Here is a 17,341-nt window from a genome sequence, read left to right on the forward strand (position 1 = left end):
CAAACCCTGTGGGAGCGAGCCTGCTCGCGATGAGGCCATCAGTTATTTCACCGATTTCAGAAAAGCCGCCGTTTCCGCATGCACCGGATTACCAATCACCTGATCCGGCGAGCCGATCTCGTGCACCAGGCCATTGCGAAAGAACGCCACGCGGTCGGAGACATCGCGGGCAAAGCGGATTTCGTGGGTCACCAGCACCATGGTCATGCCGTCTTCGGCGAGCATGCGCATGGTGTCCAGCACCTCACCGACCAATTGCGGATCGAGGGCCGACGTGGCTTCGTCGAACAGCATGTAGTCCGGCGACATGGCCAGGGCGCGGGCAATCGCCATGCGTTGTTGCTGACCGCCGGACAACTTGCCCGGGAAGGTCTTGAGCTTGTCGCCAAGGCCCACGTGGGTCAGTTGCTGCACCGCCAGTTCCTCGGCCTCGCGCTTGCTTTTACCCAAGACTTTGCGCGGGGCCAGCATCACGTTTTCCAGCACTGTCAGGTGGGGGAAGGCATTCCATTGCTGGAACACGATGCCGATTTTCTGCCGCAGGCGGTTGAGGTCGGTGGCGCTGTCGTGGACCTCGACGCCGTCGACGCGAATGCTGCCTTTCTGGATCGGTTCCAGGCCGTTGATGCACATCAGCAGGGTCGATTTGCCGGAGCCCGAGCCGCCGATGATCGACACCACCTCGCCCTTGTTCACCGTCAGGCTGACACCCTTGACCACGGCGAGGTCGCCGAAGGATTTATGTACGTTGTCGATCTCAATCATTTTCTTGCCACCTTCTTTCCAGACGAGCGCCCAGGCGTGCGACCACCAGGCTCATGACGTAGTAAATAAGGCCCGCGATGCACAGCACCAGCAACGGTTCCTGGATGCGGGTGACGATGGTTTGCGAGGCGCGCAGCAGTTCGACGATGCCGATCCACATCACCAGCGCGGTGTCTTTCATCACGCCGAGCACCAGGTTCAGCCAGCCGGGAAAAGCCACCCGGGTGGCCATCGGCAGGACGATCCAGCGCAGGTCCTGCAGGAAGCTCAGGCCCAGCGAGCGACTGGCCCGGCGCAGGGTGAACGGCACCGACAGCACGCCAGCGCGCACGATCTCGGTGAAGTACGCGGCGGCGTAAACTCCCAGCACGATGCAGCCGACGCTGAAGGCGCTGATGTTCAAGCCGACGATGCTTTTGAGCGAGTTGAACAGCACGAACTGGATCAGCAGCGGCACGCTGCGAAACACGTCCAGCACCCAGGCCAGGGGCAAACTGGCCCGTGGCAGCAAGGCCCGCAGCAGGCCGAAGAGCAAGCCGGCCAGGGAGCCGAGCATGATCGACCAGAAGGTCAGTTGCAGCGTGACCCAGGCACCATTGAGCAGGAACAACAGGTCATTGGAGGAAAAACCGGTGTCAAACATGGACAGCTCCTCAGTAACGGAACAACCGCCAGGCCATCAGCCGGGCTGCCGCGACGATCGCCTTGGCAATCAGGTAATACAGCACCGCTGCGATGGCGAAGAACTCGAAGGTGCGGAACGTTTTGACGTTGTAATCCTGGGTCACGCCGGTCAGGTCATTGTTCAGCCCGACGATCACCCCCAGCGACGTCATCAGCACCGCCCAGACCATCTGATTAGTCAGTGGGTAGAAGACGATCCGCAGCAGCTGCGGGACGATGATCATGCGGTAGGCCTGGAAGGCACTCATGCCCAGCGAACGTGCGGCGCGCACTTGTGTGTCCGGTACGGCCTTGAGGCCTCCGCGAAAGTTCTCCGCCAGATACCCGGCATTGTTGAAGGTGATCCCGGCCAGCAGGGCGAGCCAAGAACTGACGTGCATGCCCAGCGAGCCGAGGCCGAAGTAGAGGACGTAGATCTGGAACAGCGACGGGGTATTGCGCGCGATCGATACCCAGCCGTTGCCGATGCCGCGCAGCAGCGGGTTTTTGCTTTCGCGCATCACGGTCAGGGCCAGGGCGATCAGTACGCCGAAGATCATCGACAGTGCCGCGGTCTCGAAGGTGACCAGGGCACCGGCAAGCATGTCCGGCAGGGCGCGCAGCGCTGAGCGCCATTGGAAGCTGTAATCAAACATGCGCAGGGCTCTCCAGTAGGGCGGCAGGTCGTAGCCACGCCGGCAGGCGCCCGCTGGCGGTGGCATTGCAGGCGGCATCGACGCATTCTTTGATGCTGGCGAAATGCACCTTGCGGCCCACCAGGCCGGGTGCGTAATGGGCGTACTTGCCGGAGTTGGTCATCAAGGTTTTTGCGGCCAGCGGGATCACCGGTTCGCCGAGCATGCACCAGCAGGTATCGGTGACCAGGGTGGCACCGAAAGCTTCGATCACGGCGATATGCCCGGCTTCGCGAGCCTGCTCCAGCACGGCACGGCCGCAGGTAATGGCGAGGACCACGTCAGGGTGTTTGTGCCGACCGAGGCACAATCGCGCGAGGTGGGCGAACTCGCTGAGGGAGAAATGCGGATTGCCCAGCGAGACCACATCCACCCGGTTGTCGCGGGCACTGTTGAGCTCGCGCCAGCTGACCAACAGATCGTTCAGTCGGATTTTTTCCACGGGTAGAAACCCATCCACTTCCAGCACCTGCGCCGGGTCGATAGCCTCCGGAGTTACTCCGGCGATATGGAACAGTGGTGCGGCGGAGGTGGTGGCAAATGCCGCGCCGAAAGCTTTGAGGTCGTCCAGGCTCGGCTGGCGGTTTTCCAGCCCGCGCACCAGTGGAATCCGGCTGCCCGCCAGCGCGCCGATGTGGTAACCGAGCAACGGGTAGAAGGCGTCGTCCAATTCACCCAGGGCGGGCAACTCGATCTGCAGTCGGGCCTTGCGTTGCGCGTCCAGGTGGCAGCCAATCAACGGGGCGCGACCGGTCAGCGCGATGCAGATATCGAGGTAGTCCGGGTACTTCAGGGTGCGTGCGCCGAGTACGCTGTTGGCGTAAACCACCGCGTTGGATTCGGCCCAGACGATCTGCTCGCCGGCCTTCGGCGCGCTGTCGAGCAGGTAGGGCGCGCAGGTGAAACTCAGCTGTGCGCCCATCGCCATATAGGCATCGCCCAAGGCACTGGCCGGTTCACCGAGGGCCGGGTCGATGCCCAGCTCGCGCCAGCGGCGCTGGTCCACGGAAATCGAATTGAGGGTAGTGGGCACCCGCACTGTTGCTCCCCATTGCACCAACTGTTGGGCAAAACGCAGGCTCGCCGGTCCGGTGTAGATACAGCCGTCGATGTGCGCCTGAGTGACGTCCACCAGACTGTGCGCACCTTGCAATTCGGCCATGCGCAAAACGATCTGCATGGCCACCTGCGCGGCCTTGCCATACTGGCCGTCGAGCAACGCCCGGTCGTGTTCGGTGAGTTCGATCGCGGTGACGATATCGGTGCTCGGCAAAGAGCTGTCGAGTGCCTGCCAGGCATTGCCCGGCAGGTGCTCGAACAGGCTCAGCGTTGCGCCTTCGACCCGAGCGAAGGCCTTGCCGCGCAGGGCGGCGAAGGCCTCCCGGCCGATGCACAGCACCGGCAGGGAACGCTCGAAAATGGTCTGTGCCACGAGCACGCCCAGGGTCAGGATCTCATCGGGTTCGGCCAGCACCAATGCCGCCGGTGCGTGACCGTTGCTGATCAGTTCCATCAACACGCTACTGCCGGTGCACGAGCCGCGACCACTGGGGATGGCCAGCACGCGGCCGGCCAGGTATTCGCCGCTGAGCGGGTGATGACGGTCAATGATCTCGCCGCTATACGGATCGACCCCGCCCCAGAAACTCAACCCGATATCGGCGAACAGCAGGGCGCCCTCGGCGGCGCCCGCGACCAGGCTGCGACCGGTCAGAGAAGTGGGCCTAGGCATGCCGGACACCTTAGTAGTAGACCTGTGGCACGGTCAGGTTGGTCGGCGAAATTTCAGTGCCAACCCATTTGACGAACAGCTCCTTGTAACGACCGGTGCGCACCTGCTGGTTGACGAACAGGTTGAGGTAATTGAGCAGGCCATACTCGTTGCGCTTGGCACCGAGGGAAACGTAGTCGATCACGTACGGCGCGTTACCAGCGACTTTCAGGTTTTTGTATTTGCCCGACTTGAGAGTGGCGGCGGCCACGGTGTTGGTGACCACGGTGGCGGCGATATGGCCTTGGGCGACGGCAAGCAACGTGTCGTTTTGCGACTGATAGGCGCGGAAGGTACCGGTGCCCCAGCTCTTCACGTCTTTCTCCAGGGCGATGGCCTCATAAGTGCCGCTGGTGTTGCCCACGGGTTTGCCCTTGAGGTCATCGAAGCTGTTGATGCCGGTGTCGTCGCGGGTCAGCACCACCATCTGGAAGGCAAAGTAGGGCACCGTGAGGCCGACGGTCTTGGCCCGTTCGAGGGTGTCGGAGGTAGAGGCGACGATCACGTCGGCCCGGCCGGAGACCAGCGCCGGAATGCGGTCCGGGAACGGCGTCTCGACCACTTCGGCATCGACCCCGAGGATTTTCGCCAGGTCATGGCAGTAGTCCACGTCGAAACCGGCCGGGTTGTTACCGGCATCGCGAAAACCCATGGGCGGGAAATCCAGGGTCACGGCGCAGCGCAGCTTGCCCGAACCGATGATGTCGTCGAGCTTGTCGGCCTGTGCGGTGGCGATGAAGGAGGTACTGAGAACAGCGCTGAGGGCTACGGCAAATGCGGGGTTTTTCATAGAGGCCTCGTTGATGTGAAGTGCTGTTGGATATCGTATTGGGGATTTCGTATACGATATTAACAATAGCAATCAACGTGCCCATTTCCAGGCCGAGGCGCGAATTTAGTGTCAGGCCTTGAAGTAGAGGTGTTGCGGTGGCGCAACTGGAGGGGAGTGATGCCGTGGAGGCTTGGACCCGCAACGGCAGGTGTTACAGATGGGAGCAATGGTTGTGCGGGGCGCCCCTTTAAGGAACACCGGGCCCTGCTGATCGTTCCCACGCTCCGCGTGGGAATGCCTCAACGGACGCTCTGCGTTCGGCTCTGGAAGGGACGCGGAGCGTCCCGGGCTGCATTCCCACGCAGAGCGTGGGAACGATCATCCTCGCTAACCTCGCGGGTCGAGGTTATCCAGCACCCGGTTCACTGCCAGCTCACCGAGCATGACCACCGATTGAATCCCCAACATCAGGTTGCGATGTGGCATGTCCATCAACCCGGCGAACTCACTGAGCATCATGCTCGCTGACGCCAGGGATTCGCAGGCGTTGACCAGTAGCGTTTCGTTATCGACCTTTGCACCCACATGGTAAATGGTGCTGGGTTTGCGCCTGGTGTCTTTGGGGATGGGGGGCTTGAGATAGTGATCGAGGGCGCGGTCGGCGGCTTCGTTGAGCTTTTTCGAATCGAGGGATTCGTAGGGGGATGTTGGATCGGTTTTCGGTGGGTTGGGTGTAGGTTTGAACATAGATGGAACTCCAGATAATAAAAATGGAGCCATCACCCTCGCTACCAAACGAATGGGTGGCGGCCATACGCAGGTTGGTAGACCGGTCATCTGGCAACCCGGCGCGCCCAAGGGCGCCCTACGCATAGCCACCATAAAAACAGAGGACAAAAAAATCCCTGTATTAGGTTGCGCTATGCGCCAGAAAACCGGGCTACCAAACCCGATCGCTGTTTTTCAGCGACAGGCAAACGATAGAGCCCGGCCCTTTGGCGTACAAGCCGGCGGATTCTGGCGTAGTCGTAGGCAACGGCGCAAGGATGTGTAGCCTGGGTGAGTGTCTGGAAGTGTCGTTTAAACATCGCCTGCTGATCGTTCCCACGCTCCGCGTGGGAATGCCTCAACGGACGCTCTGCGTTCGGCTCTGGAAGGGACGCGGAGCGTCCCGGGCTGCATTCCCACGCAGAGCGTGGGAACGATCATCCTCGCTAACCTCGCGGGTCGAGGTTATCCAGCACCCGGTTCACCGCCAGCTCACCGAGCATGACCACCGATTGAATCCCCAACATCAGGTTGCGATGTGGCATGTCCATCAACCCGGCGAACTCACTGAGCATCATGCTCGCTGACGCCAGGGATTCGCAGGCGTTGACCAGCAGGGTTTCGTTATCGATCTCGGTGCCGACATGGTAAATGGTGCTGGGTTTGCGCTTGGTGTCTTTGGGGATGGAGGGCTTGAGGTAGTGATCGAGGGCGCGGTCGGCGGCTTCGTTGAGTTTTTTGGAATCGAGGGATTCGTAGGGGGATGTTGGATCTGTTTCAGGTGGGTTGGGTGTCGGTTTGAACATGGTGAAGCTCCTTGATGACTGGAGCTACCGCCGTTCGCGGTCAAACGAACAAGGTGGCAGCTGTACGCGGGTTGACCGACCGGACATCAAGGACTCCGGCACACCCGAAGGTGTCCCACGCACAGCCACCGCGACACGATACTTCAGACAATGCCTGAATTAGGTCTTGGACGCTGGCGCGCCTTGATTGATTCGGACGGTCAAATCCGATCGCTGATTCGTCAGCGACCCGGAAACGATAGAGCCCGGCCTCAAGGCACACAAGCCGGCGGATTCTGGCGTAGTCGTAGGCAACGGCGCAAGGATGTGTAGCCTGGGTGAGTGTCTGGAAGTGTCGATTAAACATCGCCTGTTGATCGTTCCCACGCTCTGCGTGGGAATGCCTCAACGGACGCTCTGCGTTCGGCTTTAGAGAGTGGGACGCGGAGCGTCCCGGGCTGCATTCCTTTGCTGCGCGTGGGAACGATCCTTAGCGCTGATTATCCCGAAACTGACTCGGGGACAGGCTGGTCAAGGCACGAAACTGTCGGCTGAAGGCACTGTGGTCGGTGTAGCCGCAGCGCAGGGCGATTTCGGTGATTGGCAGGTCGGTGTGCAGTAACAGCCGCGAACCTTCTTCCAGGCGCGCCTTGTGAATCATCTGCCGTGGGGTGAGCTGGAACACCCGTTTGCAGTGACGCTCCAGTTGCGCCACGGAATAACCGGCGATGGCGGTCAGTTCGGCGAGGCTGATGGCGCGGGCGAAGTGGCTGCGGATGTGTGCATCCACGGCGGCGAGTTTCTGGAATGCGGGGTGGTTGGATTGGGGTGATTGCAGATCGCGGGAGATCCCGGCCAGGCCAACGATCTGACCCTGTTCATCGTGCAAGGCGAGTTTGTGGGTCAGGCACCAGATCGGCTGGTTGCCGTAATACAGGTGCAGCTCCAGTTGGTCGGCCAGTTCGCGGCCGCTGGACAATACCCGTCGATCTTGTTCGGTGTACAGCGGGCCGAAGCGTTCCGGGAAGACCATTTCGGCGGTGCGCCCCAGCAGCTCCTCGCGATGTTTGAAACCGCAACGCCGGGCCAAAGTCTGGTTGACGAAGGCGTAGCGGGCTTCGCTGTCCTTGATGAAAAACACCACATCCGAGAGGGTATCGAGCAGCGGCGCAATCGGCTGCAGGCTGTTCAGCAGCGTTGGCAGGTCGCAGGGTTTGAAAGTGCTGAGCGAGGGATACATGGCGCTGGGGTCTGATGGCGACCCCGGGATCATAGAGGCTCGACAGCGTGGCCGAAACCCCCGAGGGGGAATCAGGTCGGCGGGGTGTCGTCCAGGCACATCAAGGTCTCGATTCGCGCCGGGCTGAAGGGGGGGCGGGGTGCCGAAGGTTGCCAGCCGAACAGGTGCTGCACCGCACCGCCGCACACCCGGCCCTGACAGGCGCCCATGCCGCAGCGACTGGCCAGCTTGGCTTCGCGCCAGTCAGTGTGCCCGGCCAATGCGGCGTAAGGCACGTCTTCGCAGCGGCAGACCAGGGTGTCGGGCTGGGCCAGGGACTTGAGCGGCGGGGCGAGGGCGAATGCCTGATTCAGCGCTCTGGCGAAACCCTGCCAGCGTGCCCGGCGCGGCCATAATTGGCGGGCCGCTTCAAGGTCTCCGACCGCCGCGTGACCAGCAATTGCACCTTCGACCAACGCCAGTTCACTCCCACCAAACCCGGTGCATTCACCTGCCGCATAATGATCGGCACGGCTGCTGGCCTGCCAGGCATCCACCGCCAACGCCTGACCCTCGATGGCATAACCCAGTGCCTGGCCCAATTGAATGTTCGGGATCAAACCGAAACCACAGGCCAGCCGATCACATGCCAGTTCGACGATTTTGCCTTGCTGTTGCAGGCGCACACCTTCCAGTCGGTCAGTGCCGAGGGCGGCCAGCACATGAGTCGCGGTTCGGTAATGGCGGTCGAACAAGCTGAACGATTGCATCAGCTTGTTGGGCCAGCGGGGCAGTTGCGCGGCGAAACCGGCGACGGCGGTGCGCGAGGCTTGCTCGGCGATGCGTTGTACTTGGGCGCCATGTTTTTTCGCGGTGGCGGCACTCGCCAGTAATAGCGGGCCGCTGCCGGCGATCACCACACGCTCACTCTGCACCGGCACACCCGCCTTGATCAGCGCCTGCAAACCACCGGCCCCGGTCACGCCGGGCAATGTCCAGCCGGGGAAGGGCAGCAGCAGCTCGCGGGCGCCGGTGCACAGAATCAGTTTGTCGTAACTGATCAACCAGCCGTCGTCATCATCTTCGACCAACAGTTGTTTCGGACCGGGACTGGCGATCACCCGGGTACCGGCGTGATGGCGGATGTTGCTGCAAGCCTGCAAACGCTCACGCAGGCGACGGGCCTGGTCGGGCACGTTGGCTTGAGGGCCGTCACGCCAGATTTGCCCGCCCGGCAGCGGGTTGTCGTCGAGCACGACGATGTGTGCGCCGCTGGGTGCGGCGGCAAGGGCGGCGGCCATGCCAGCGGGGCCGGCACCGATGATCAGCAGATCGGCGTATTCGTTCATGAGCGTGTCTCCACCTGCATGCCGTCTCGGCACAAAGTCTGGCAGGCCAAGCGTCGCCGGCCGTCGATGGTCACCCGGCATTCCTGGCAGATGCCCATGCCGCACAGCGGTGCACGGCGCTGACCACTGACCGACGTGCGCGTGCAGCCGTCGCTGCCCAACGCCAAGGCAGCGGCGACGCTGGTGCCCTCGGCCACCTTCAAGGCGCGGCCATCCAGCAGCAATTCAGGCATAGACAGGTTCTCCGAGGAAACGCTGGGGCAGATAGGGTTGAGCGGGCAGCGGCGGGGTTTCATCGAACAGTTGCGCCACCAGCAAGTCGGCCGTGGCGGGGGCCGTGGTGACGCCCAACCCTTCGTGACCGACGGCCAGCCACAAGCCTTGGCGCTGCGGGTGTTGGCCAACCAGCGGCAGGCCGTCGGGGCTAGCGGCGCGAAAGCCGGTCCAGGCGCGGATGCCGTTGAGCCGGGCCAGCCCCGGCATGTACTCGGCGGCGCGCTTGAGCATTTTCGCCAGCATCCAGCCTTCGACCTGCGGGTCGGTAGTGCCGAATTGGCGCGAGGCACCGATGAACAATTGCCCTGTGGGGCGCGGCTGAATATTGCAGGCCGTCGACGGTCCCGTGGCGTTGTGGGCGCTGGTGACGTAACCCAGTTCCACCAGGGTGTGGGTGACGGTGCGGGGGTAGCGGTCGGTAATCAGCAGGTGACCTTTTTTCGGCTCGATGGGCAACTCCGGGCACAGTTCGTTGGCCTGAATACCGTTGGCCAACACCACCGCTTCGGCACTCAACCAGCGACCGTCATCGAGGCAGACGCGGTTGTCATCGACCGCGCTGACCCGCGCCCGGCGTTGACGGATGTTCGGCGTGTCGAGCATCCAGTTGGCTGTCGCCGGCGCATAAAGAATGCCGTCGCCATGGATCAACAAACCGCCTTCCAGACCTTCGCGCAGTTCCGGTTCACGCTGGCTCAAGGCACTGGCGCTGATCAATTCGCACGCCACGCCCTGGGCTTGCAGGTTCAGGTATTTGCCATGGGCGACCGCCATTTCCTCGGCGTTGGCCGCCAGCCACAGCGTGCCGTTGTTGCGGTAGGCGCAGCCGTCGGGCAGGTCCGGTGCCAGCTCGCGCCAGCGTTGCAGGGAATATTGACTCAGGGCCAGTTCGGCCGGGTTATCGTCGAGCACCAGCAGGTGGCCCATGCCCGCCGCCGTCGCGCCGTGCAGGCCGGCGTCCAGCACCAGCACCTGCAAGCCACGACGGGCCAGCGCCTGGGCACAGGCGGCGCCGATGATGCCGGCGCCGATCACGATCACATCGGCCACAAGGCCCTCGTTCATGGGCGAATGCCCCAGGCGAACGGGTCATCCTGTTCGATGATCAAACTGGCTTCGGCGCTGATAAAAGCGCGGCCGCGAATGGTCGGCACAACGCGCTCGCCCTGCCATTCGTAAGAGCCTTCGAACTCACTGCCGATGACACTGGCCTGGCGCCAGATCTGTCCCGGTTGCAGTTTGTCGTCCGCTGCCAGGCACGCCAGTTTGGCACTGGTGCCAGTGCCGCACGGTGAGCGGTCATAAGCCTTGCCGGGGCAGAGGACGAAGTTGCGGCTGTCGGCGTGATCGTCATCACTGAACAGCTCGACATGGTCGATCAGCCCGCCGTCTTCGCCACGAATACCCTGGGCCTCCAGTGCCTGCTGCACGGCGTAGGTGTAAGCGGTCAGCGCGTCGAGGTTATCGCCGGCCACCCGCAGGCCATGCTCGGCGATCAGGAAAAACCAGTTACCGCCCCAGGCGATATCGCCGACCACCTGACCGACATCTGGCACCTGCAACACCAGCGCCTTGCGGTAACGGTAGGCTGGCACATTGCGCACACTCACTGAATGATCTTCGTGCAGGGTCGCCTGCACCGTACCCACCGGCGTCTCGATGCGATGCACGCCGGGGCTGATCTTGCCCAGATGCGCCAACGACGCCACCAGGCCGATAGTGCCGTGGCCGCACATGCCCAGGTAGCCGGTGTTGTTGAAGAAAATCACCCCGGCACACGCACTCGGGTCCACAGGCGTGCAGAGCAAGGCACCCACCAGCACGTCGCTTCCACGGGGTTCCAGCACACAAGCGGCGCGCCATTGATCGTGATGTTCGGCGAGCAGCTTGCGGCGTTCGGCCATGCTGCCGGTGCCCAGGTCAGGAAAGCCTGCGGTCACCAGACGGGTCGGTTCGCCGCCGGTGTGGGAGTCGATCACGGTGATGCGTTTCATGGGAGGGCCACGTCCGTTCAGATGAGTGAACGAAAGAGTGGCCTGTGCAGCGGGGTGTCGGCTTGATGGATTTATCCTGTGCCGATGACGAAATCAGCACAGCATTCTAGCGGTCAGTGCGCGTGAGGCAGGTGCTCGAACAGGGTCTTGCAGACCCCGGCAATGTGCTCGTCCAACAGCTTTACTGCCAGATCCACATCCCCGGCACGACAGGCTTTGATGATCTCACGGTGCTCGTGATCAGCCCGTTCCTTGCCGGCCGACAGGCTCATCTGCATGCGCAAGTAGCGCTCCAGCTTATCGTTGACCGAACGAATCAGGCTGACCAGAAACGGCCGTTGCGCCGGCTCGTAAAGGCAAGCGTGCAGCTCCCAATTGAGCTCGGCCCAGCGGCCCACGTCGTCCTCGCCGATGAACTCCTGACAGATACGCTCGGCACGGGCGAAGGTTTCTTCGGTCATGTTGGGAATGGCCAGGCGCAGTATCTTGTCCTCCAGCAACATCCGCACTTCGAACATCTGCGCCAGTTCGGCATCGGAAACCCGCGTGACCATTGCCCCGCGATTACGCTGGAACATCACCAGCCCCTCGGCCTCCAGCCGCTTGAGGGCCTCGCGCACCGGAATCTTGCTGACGTTGAACTGGCGGGCGATGTCATCCTGGCGAATCGGCTCATCTTCGGCGAAATGCCCGGCGACGATCGCGTCCCGCAGATGACGGGTGATGATTTCCGAGGTCGAAGGTGTATTGCCAAGGTCGGGAGCGTTGAGTTTGGGTAGGTTCACGGCAGCGGTCGTTTGGAGTGAGATGGCGATAGGGTATACGAAATTCTTTCGCTGCGAAGTTCCAGGCGATGGCCGCCCGAAGATACAGGCATCAGCGGGGCGCCACCCAGACGCTTCGCGTGGGATTTCACGGGCCTGAATAGTCATTCGGCAGCGCGTCGGCCCGGGTCTGGGCGGGATGGCCGAGTGGATATCTGCGCGAAGCCGATTATGCTTCAAGAAACCTTGCAGCGATGCGAGGCCGTCAGCCTGTTTGCATGCTTTGCGCAATCCGTAATCCGATGACATAGCCCTAGGGCCTGGGTGCGGTAAAAAAATAATGAAGTACTCCGGCCTATAACAAGAGCAAGACGGAGAACAATCATGGCCGCAATCGACAATACGACCACAGGCAGCGCGCCCCACCACGGGATCACCAGGGAGGAGCGCAAGGTCATTTTCGCCTCGTCCCTGGGCACCGTGTTCGAATGGTACGACTTCTACCTTTACGGCTCCCTCGCCGCGATCATCGCCAAGCACTTCTTCGCCGGCGTCAATGAGACAACGTCCTTCATTTTCGCGCTGCTCGCGTTCGCCGCCGGCTTCGCCGTACGCCCCTTCGGCGCCATCGTCTTCGGCCGACTGGGCGACATGATCGGGCGCAAGCACACGTTCCTCATCACCATTGTCATCATGGGTATCTCCACTGCCGTAGTGGGCTTTCTGCCCGGCTATGCGACCATCGGCGTGGCGGCACCGATCATCCTGATCACCCTGCGTCTGTTGCAAGGCCTGGCCCTGGGCGGTGAGTACGGCGGTGCGGCGACCTATGTGGCCGAACATGCGCCCAAAGGCAAGCGCGGCTACTTCACCTCGTGGATCCAGACCACCGCGACCCTCGGCCTGTTCCTTTCGCTGCTGGTGATCCTCGCCTGCCGCACCATTCTCGGCACCGAAGCCTTCGAGGCCTGGGGCTGGCGGATTCCCTTCCTGCTGTCGATCCTGCTGCTGATCGTCTCGGTGTACATCCGCTTGCAACTCAGCGAGTCACCGGTGTTCTTGAAGATGAAGGAAGAAGGCAAGTCGTCCAAGGCGCCGCTGACCGAATCCTTCGCCCGCTGGGAAAACCTCAAGATAGTGATCATGGCGTTGCTTGGCGGTACCGCCGGCCAGGCGGTGGTCTGGTACACCGGGCAGTTCTATGCGCTGTTCTTCCTGCTGCAGACGCTGAAGATCGACCCGCAGACCGCCAACTATCTGATTGCCGGCTCGCTGCTGATTGGCACGCCGTTCTTCATCGTATTCGGCAGCCTGTCCGATCGCATCGGCCGCAAGGGAATCATCATGGCCGGCTGCATTATCGCGGCGCTGACCTACTTCCCGATCTTCCACGCGTTGACCCAATACGGTAACCCCGACGTGTTCGCCGCGCAGGAGAAGAACCCGGTCACGGTGATCGCCGATCAGAGTAAGTGCTCGTTCCAGTTCGACCCGGTGGGCAAGGCCAAATTCACCAGCTCCTGCGACCTTGCCAAGACCGTGCTGGCGAAGAAGGCCATACCCTACAAAAACGAGAAGGCTGAGCCAGGTGCAATCGCGCAGGTCCGCATCGGCGACAAGGTGATCCAGAGCTTCGAGGGCACCGGCATGCCGGCCGCCGACTTCAAGGCCCGCAACGATGCCTTCGTCGCTACCCTCGGCACCGCCCTCAAGGACGCCGGTTACCCCGAGAAGGCCGACCCGGCCAAGACCAATTATCCGATGGTGCTGTTGCTTCTGACTATCCTGGTGATCTACGTCACCATGGTCTACGGCCCGATCGCCGCCTGGCTGGTGGAACTCTTCCCGGCGCGCATTCGCTACACCTCGATGTCGCTGCCGTACCACATCGGCAATGGCTGGTTCGGCGGCTTTCTGCCCACGGTGGCGTTCGCCATGGTCGCGGCCACGGGGGATATCTACTACGGGCTGTGGTACCCGATCGTCATCGCCGTGATGACGGCCATTCTTGGCACGTTCTTCCTGCCGGAAACCAAGGATCGGGAAATACATCACACATAGGGTTGGCCCCCGCCCTCTCCCGTGGGGGAGAGGGCAAGAACCTTTGCGTGGGGGAGCGTGCTTGAGCGTTAGCGCTTACGACGATGGCCAGTGATCATCGACAGAGGCAGGTTTTCACGCAAACGCAGGCTTTCCACCAACGCTGCGACGATATGCACACAAACCAATGTGAGCAGTGCATTGGCCATAAACTCGTGAACATCACGTAGCCAGTCTTCGCCCCAGAAATAGTCCACTTCTTCCATCAAGAAACCGCTGATACCCAGGCCGGTCATCAACAGCAGCATGAGGACCATCACCAGTGCACCGATGGGCGAGTGCCCCATGCGGTGATAGTCCTTGCCGGAAAACAGCGCCCGGCCATGCTGAACGACCCGCGTCGGCGTCGGCCAGAAGTCTGACCAACGCGCCGATGGCGGGCCGATGAACCCCCACACCACGCGCACCAGCACGACAGCTACGGCGTAATAGCCGAGCCAGCGATGCCAGCCGTCTCCTTCCTCATTGAGGAAGTAGTCGCTGATGAAGACAACCGCCAGGGACCAGTGGCAAATACGTACGAGCGGGTCCCAGAGGCGCAGGGTTTCAGCTTTCACAGGGGGCCTATTCGATTTCTTCTTTCACGACTTTGCCGGTGACCGGGTCAAAGTAGATCTCGACTTTGCGCTTGTCTTTGTCCCAGCCGTAGATCTCGTAGCAATTGCCGCTCGTGACTTTGAACTTCTTGATGTTGTAGCCCTTGGCCTTGAGATCTTCCTGAAACTTGGCCTGGTCCTGCCATTGGGCCTTGTCGGCTGTGGTGCATTGAGTTCCGGCGAAAGCCAAGGGGGAGGCGGCAAGAAGCGAGAGCAACAGAAGTTTACGCATGGGTTTTCCTCTAAATATTGTTGTCTGACAACGCGAGAGATTCTCAATCACTTTGTGCGCGCTGAAGGTTAGTCGAGCTTTGAATCGTTGTCACGATGTTGCTATTCACTGAAGAGAGTCTTGAGTCACCGACACCTGTGGCGAGGGAGCTTGCTCCCGCTTGAGTGCGTAGCACTCACAAAAATCGACGATTGTTGTCAGATCTTTGGGGCCGCTACGCAGCCCAACGCGAGCAAGCTCGCTCGCCACAAAGGTAAGCATGACTGAGGAACAGTGCTTGATTAGCATTGCCTGGAAGGCAGGGCATTTGCTTTCAGGTTTCCACTCAGAACCGGTAGTTGGTGCTCAGCTCCAGAGTTCGCGGTGCTCCGGGGGTGATCAGGTCTACCGAGCCATGGGCCGAGGCGTAATAGTCCTTGTCGAAGACGTTGCGCAAGCGCAGCGCCATGTCCCATTTCGGCAAGTTGTAGAGCAACGCCGCGTCGACGGTGGTGTAAGCGGGCATGACCACCTGGTTATCCAGGGCGGTGTAACGGTCATCGACATAGTTCGCCCCCATGCCTACGCGCCAGGTGTTGGTCAGCGAGCGCACCAGCCAGAGGTTGGCACTGTGACGCGGGGTCAACGTTGGTGTCTGGCCTTCGTTGGCGACGCCATTGGTTCGGTTGTTGGACTTGGTGATCTCGGCGTCCAGATAGGCATAACCGGCATAGACCTGCCACTTGTCACTCAACTGCCCGCTGGCGGTCAGTTCAAGACCGTCGGTGCGCTGCTCGCCCGACAGGACCAGCTTGGTCGGGTTCGCCGGATCGGTCGTTTTCATGTTGGTGCGTTCCAGCCGGAACAGCGCCGCCGTCAACGCCAGGCGATTGTCGAGCAGGTCCCACTTGCCGCCGATCTCGAAGTTGGTGGTTTGCTCCGGTTCAAGGTCCTGGTTGGTAGTGCTCAGGGCGAAGACTTCGGAGGAGGGTTGATAAGAGCGACTCACCGAAATGTAGTAGGACTGAACCTGATCAGGCTGATAGACCAGGCCTGCGCGCGGGCTCCAGGTGTTGTCGGTCCGGGACATTGAGGCACCCGTCAGGTCATCCGAATATTGCTGGTCGAACACGTCATAGCGCACGCCCAACAGTGCTTTCCATTGCGGGGTCAGTTCGATCAGATCCTGGACGTAGAAACCGGCCGTGTCCTGGGTAGTGGTGCCCTTGGCGGTTTGTCGGTTGGCCTGGAACGGTACGTCGACCAAGCCATCGCGGTACACCGGGACCCGCGCTACGTTGTTCTGACTAAAGACGGATTGATCCTTGACCTGACGCCCCAGCTCCACGCCATAGAGCAAGTTGTGGTTCATCCCGGCCAGCGTGGCCTGTTGTTTCAGTTCGGTCTGGTTGAACCAGCCGTCTTCCTTGCGCTGCACATTGCCGCGATTGAGCTTTACCAACAGCTCGCCGTTGGGCGCGGTGACGAAACGGGTCCGGCTGGAGTCGGCGAGTGTGTTGTTGCGATCCAGATCGTAGTGGTAGTAGCGGCTGGTGTTGCTCAGGGTGAAGTCGTCGTTGATGCGGTAGTCGACGCCGGCCGTGAACGAAAACACTTCGCTGCGGGTGTAATCGTCATCCGGGTCGGCGGAACCGAAGCGCTTGTCCCGATCGACATCGACCGGGCGATCGCCCCGCGCGGGAATGCCGAAGTCGATCAAGCGTTTGTCGTAGAGGTACGTCGCCCCCAGGTTCAGCTCAAGATCGTCGGAGAGTTTGAAGTAGGCCGAAGGCGCAATGGCCTTGCGATCGATATAACCGTCATCGCGGAAGGTGTCACTGTTCTCCAGCGCACCGGTCACCCGGAATGCCTTGTCGTTTTGCTGCTGATCGGCCCAGCCAGCGTCGAACTGCGTGCGCTTTTTACCCTCGCTGTCGAAGCTGACACCCACTTCCTGTTTGGGGGTGAAGTTGGGTTTCTTGCTGATGCTATTGATCAGGCCACCGGATGAGCCACGGCCATAGAGCACCGCTGCCGGCCCCTTGATCACTTCCACGCGCTCGACGTTGGACAGATCGCGGAAGTACAGCGCGTCGTCACGAACGCCGTCGACGTACATGTCGCCGATGGCACTGAAGCCGCGAATGGTGACTTGGTCGCGTTGGCCATCGCCATTGGAAAGACCGATGCCGGGGACGTTCTTCAACACGTCTTCCATCGACTGTGCGCCCTGATCCTTGATCACGCTCTGGGGGATCACGTTCACCGTTTGCGGGATATCCCGCAGCGGCGCATCGATTTTCAGCGCACTGCGGCTGTCGGTCGGCCTGTAACTCTGCTCGCTGTAATCACTGGTCACAGCGGTTGCAGGAAGGGCCAATGCCGATTGGGTTTCTGCTTGCAAATCAGGTACTGCAAAAAGCCCCAGCAATGAGAGAGAGGCCGGGTAAATGCGCGGTAAAGCCACCATGAGCTCCTTTTTTAGTTATTGCGCTAATGATAACGATTACCTTTTGTAAGTAAATAAATATCATTCGCACACGGAGCCGATACATTTGCCGTTGACCCGTACATGCGGGGAAACATATATTCGGTAAAACGCATATGCCTGTA

General features: G+C 61.2%; 17 protein-coding genes. 1 reads left to right on the forward strand and 16 read right to left on the reverse strand.

Annotated elements, in window-relative coordinates; translation table 11 throughout:
• Window positions 1-42: 42 nt before the first annotated feature.
• From ACQKPC_RS06540 to ACQKPC_RS06600, 13 genes are all read right to left on the reverse strand, one after another.
• On the reverse strand, window positions 43-765 hold the full coding sequence (locus ACQKPC_RS06540) for an amino acid ABC transporter ATP-binding protein (RefSeq protein ID WP_007903722.1): 723 nt from the start codon (window positions 763-765) through the stop codon (window positions 43-45).
• The gene (locus tag ACQKPC_RS06545) at window positions 758-1,408 is read right to left on the reverse strand and encodes an amino acid ABC transporter permease (RefSeq protein ID WP_008007292.1); all 651 of its coding nucleotides are present in this window, start codon (window positions 1,406-1,408) and stop codon (window positions 758-760) included. The genes ACQKPC_RS06540 and ACQKPC_RS06545 overlap by 8 nt, the downstream gene beginning before the upstream one ends.
• Before the next feature lie 10 nt (window positions 1,409-1,418).
• Window positions 1,419-2,084 (reverse strand): amino acid ABC transporter permease, encoded by a 666-nt coding sequence (locus ACQKPC_RS06550; RefSeq protein ID WP_123721031.1) that lies wholly within the window; start codon window positions 2,082-2,084, stop codon window positions 1,419-1,421.
• Window positions 2,077-3,855, reverse strand: coding sequence for an aconitase X (locus ACQKPC_RS06555; protein ID WP_427623711.1), 1,779 nt, complete (start codon window positions 3,853-3,855; stop codon window positions 2,077-2,079). Before ACQKPC_RS06555 ends, ACQKPC_RS06550 begins: the two co-directional genes overlap by 8 nt.
• A gap of 10 nt (window positions 3,856-3,865) precedes the next feature.
• Window positions 3,866-4,684 (reverse strand): transporter substrate-binding domain-containing protein, encoded by an 819-nt coding sequence (locus ACQKPC_RS06560; RefSeq protein WP_007903735.1) that lies wholly within the window; start codon window positions 4,682-4,684, stop codon window positions 3,866-3,868.
• A 369-nt stretch (window positions 4,685-5,053) separates the two neighbouring features.
• Complete coding sequence (locus ACQKPC_RS06565) at window positions 5,054-5,413, reverse strand: DUF6124 family protein (protein ID WP_427623714.1); 360 nt, start codon at window positions 5,411-5,413, stop codon at window positions 5,054-5,056.
• A 467-nt stretch (window positions 5,414-5,880) separates the two neighbouring features.
• Entirely contained in the window at window positions 5,881-6,240 is a 360-nt protein-coding gene (locus tag ACQKPC_RS06570) for a DUF6124 family protein (protein ID WP_427623716.1), read from the reverse strand.
• A gap of 469 nt (window positions 6,241-6,709) precedes the next feature.
• On the reverse strand, window positions 6,710-7,459 hold the full coding sequence (locus ACQKPC_RS06575; RefSeq protein WP_427623718.1) for a helix-turn-helix domain-containing protein: 750 nt from the start codon (window positions 7,457-7,459) through the stop codon (window positions 6,710-6,712).
• A gap of 71 nt (window positions 7,460-7,530) precedes the next feature.
• Window positions 7,531-8,787 (reverse strand): FAD-dependent oxidoreductase, encoded by a 1,257-nt coding sequence (locus ACQKPC_RS06580; protein WP_427623719.1) that lies wholly within the window; start codon window positions 8,785-8,787, stop codon window positions 7,531-7,533.
• Window positions 8,784-9,020, reverse strand: a complete 237-nt coding sequence (locus tag ACQKPC_RS06585) for a (2Fe-2S)-binding protein (protein ID WP_063340377.1) — start codon at window positions 9,018-9,020, stop codon at window positions 8,784-8,786. The genes ACQKPC_RS06580 and ACQKPC_RS06585 overlap by 4 nt, the downstream gene beginning before the upstream one ends.
• The gene (locus tag ACQKPC_RS06590) at window positions 9,013-10,128 is read right to left on the reverse strand and encodes an NAD(P)/FAD-dependent oxidoreductase (protein WP_427623720.1); all 1,116 of its coding nucleotides are present in this window, start codon (window positions 10,126-10,128) and stop codon (window positions 9,013-9,015) included. The genes ACQKPC_RS06585 and ACQKPC_RS06590 overlap by 8 nt, the downstream gene beginning before the upstream one ends.
• Window positions 10,125-11,057, reverse strand: a complete 933-nt coding sequence (locus ACQKPC_RS06595; protein ID WP_008013051.1) for a 4-hydroxyproline epimerase — start codon at window positions 11,055-11,057, stop codon at window positions 10,125-10,127. The genes ACQKPC_RS06590 and ACQKPC_RS06595 overlap by 4 nt, the downstream gene beginning before the upstream one ends.
• A gap of 113 nt (window positions 11,058-11,170) precedes the next feature.
• Window positions 11,171-11,842: a GntR family transcriptional regulator gene (locus ACQKPC_RS06600; RefSeq protein ID WP_007900901.1), complete on the reverse strand. Its 672-nt coding sequence runs from the start codon at window positions 11,840-11,842 to the stop codon at window positions 11,171-11,173.
• A gap of 363 nt (window positions 11,843-12,205) precedes the next feature.
• Here ACQKPC_RS06600 and ACQKPC_RS06605 point away from each other — a divergent pair, with 363 nt between their 5' ends.
• Window positions 12,206-13,882: an MFS transporter gene (locus ACQKPC_RS06605; protein WP_427623722.1), complete on the forward strand. Its 1,677-nt coding sequence runs from the start codon at window positions 12,206-12,208 to the stop codon at window positions 13,880-13,882.
• A gap of 68 nt (window positions 13,883-13,950) precedes the next feature.
• Here ACQKPC_RS06605 and ACQKPC_RS06610 read toward each other — a convergent pair whose 3' ends face one another.
• The 3 genes from ACQKPC_RS06610 to ACQKPC_RS06620 all read right to left on the reverse strand — a co-directional run bounded on the left by ACQKPC_RS06610 (window position 13,951) and on the right by ACQKPC_RS06620 (window position 17,198).
• The gene (locus ACQKPC_RS06610) at window positions 13,951-14,478 is read right to left on the reverse strand and encodes a cytochrome b/b6 domain-containing protein (protein WP_427623724.1); all 528 of its coding nucleotides are present in this window, start codon (window positions 14,476-14,478) and stop codon (window positions 13,951-13,953) included.
• Between the two features lie 7 nt (window positions 14,479-14,485).
• On the reverse strand, window positions 14,486-14,749 hold the full coding sequence (locus ACQKPC_RS06615) for a PepSY domain-containing protein (RefSeq protein WP_007900892.1): 264 nt from the start codon (window positions 14,747-14,749) through the stop codon (window positions 14,486-14,488).
• A 325-nt stretch (window positions 14,750-15,074) separates the two neighbouring features.
• Window positions 15,075-17,198 carry a TonB-dependent receptor gene (locus ACQKPC_RS06620; protein WP_427623727.1) on the reverse strand — a complete coding sequence of 708 codons (2,124 nt, stop codon included), beginning with the start codon at window positions 17,196-17,198 and terminating at the stop codon, window positions 15,075-15,077.
• Between the last annotated feature and the right edge of the window lie 143 nt (window positions 17,199-17,341).

The sequence above is a fragment of the Pseudomonas sp. NPDC089918 genome (assembly GCF_050280605.1).
Lineage (GTDB): Bacteria > Pseudomonadota > Gammaproteobacteria > Pseudomonadales > Pseudomonadaceae > Aquipseudomonas.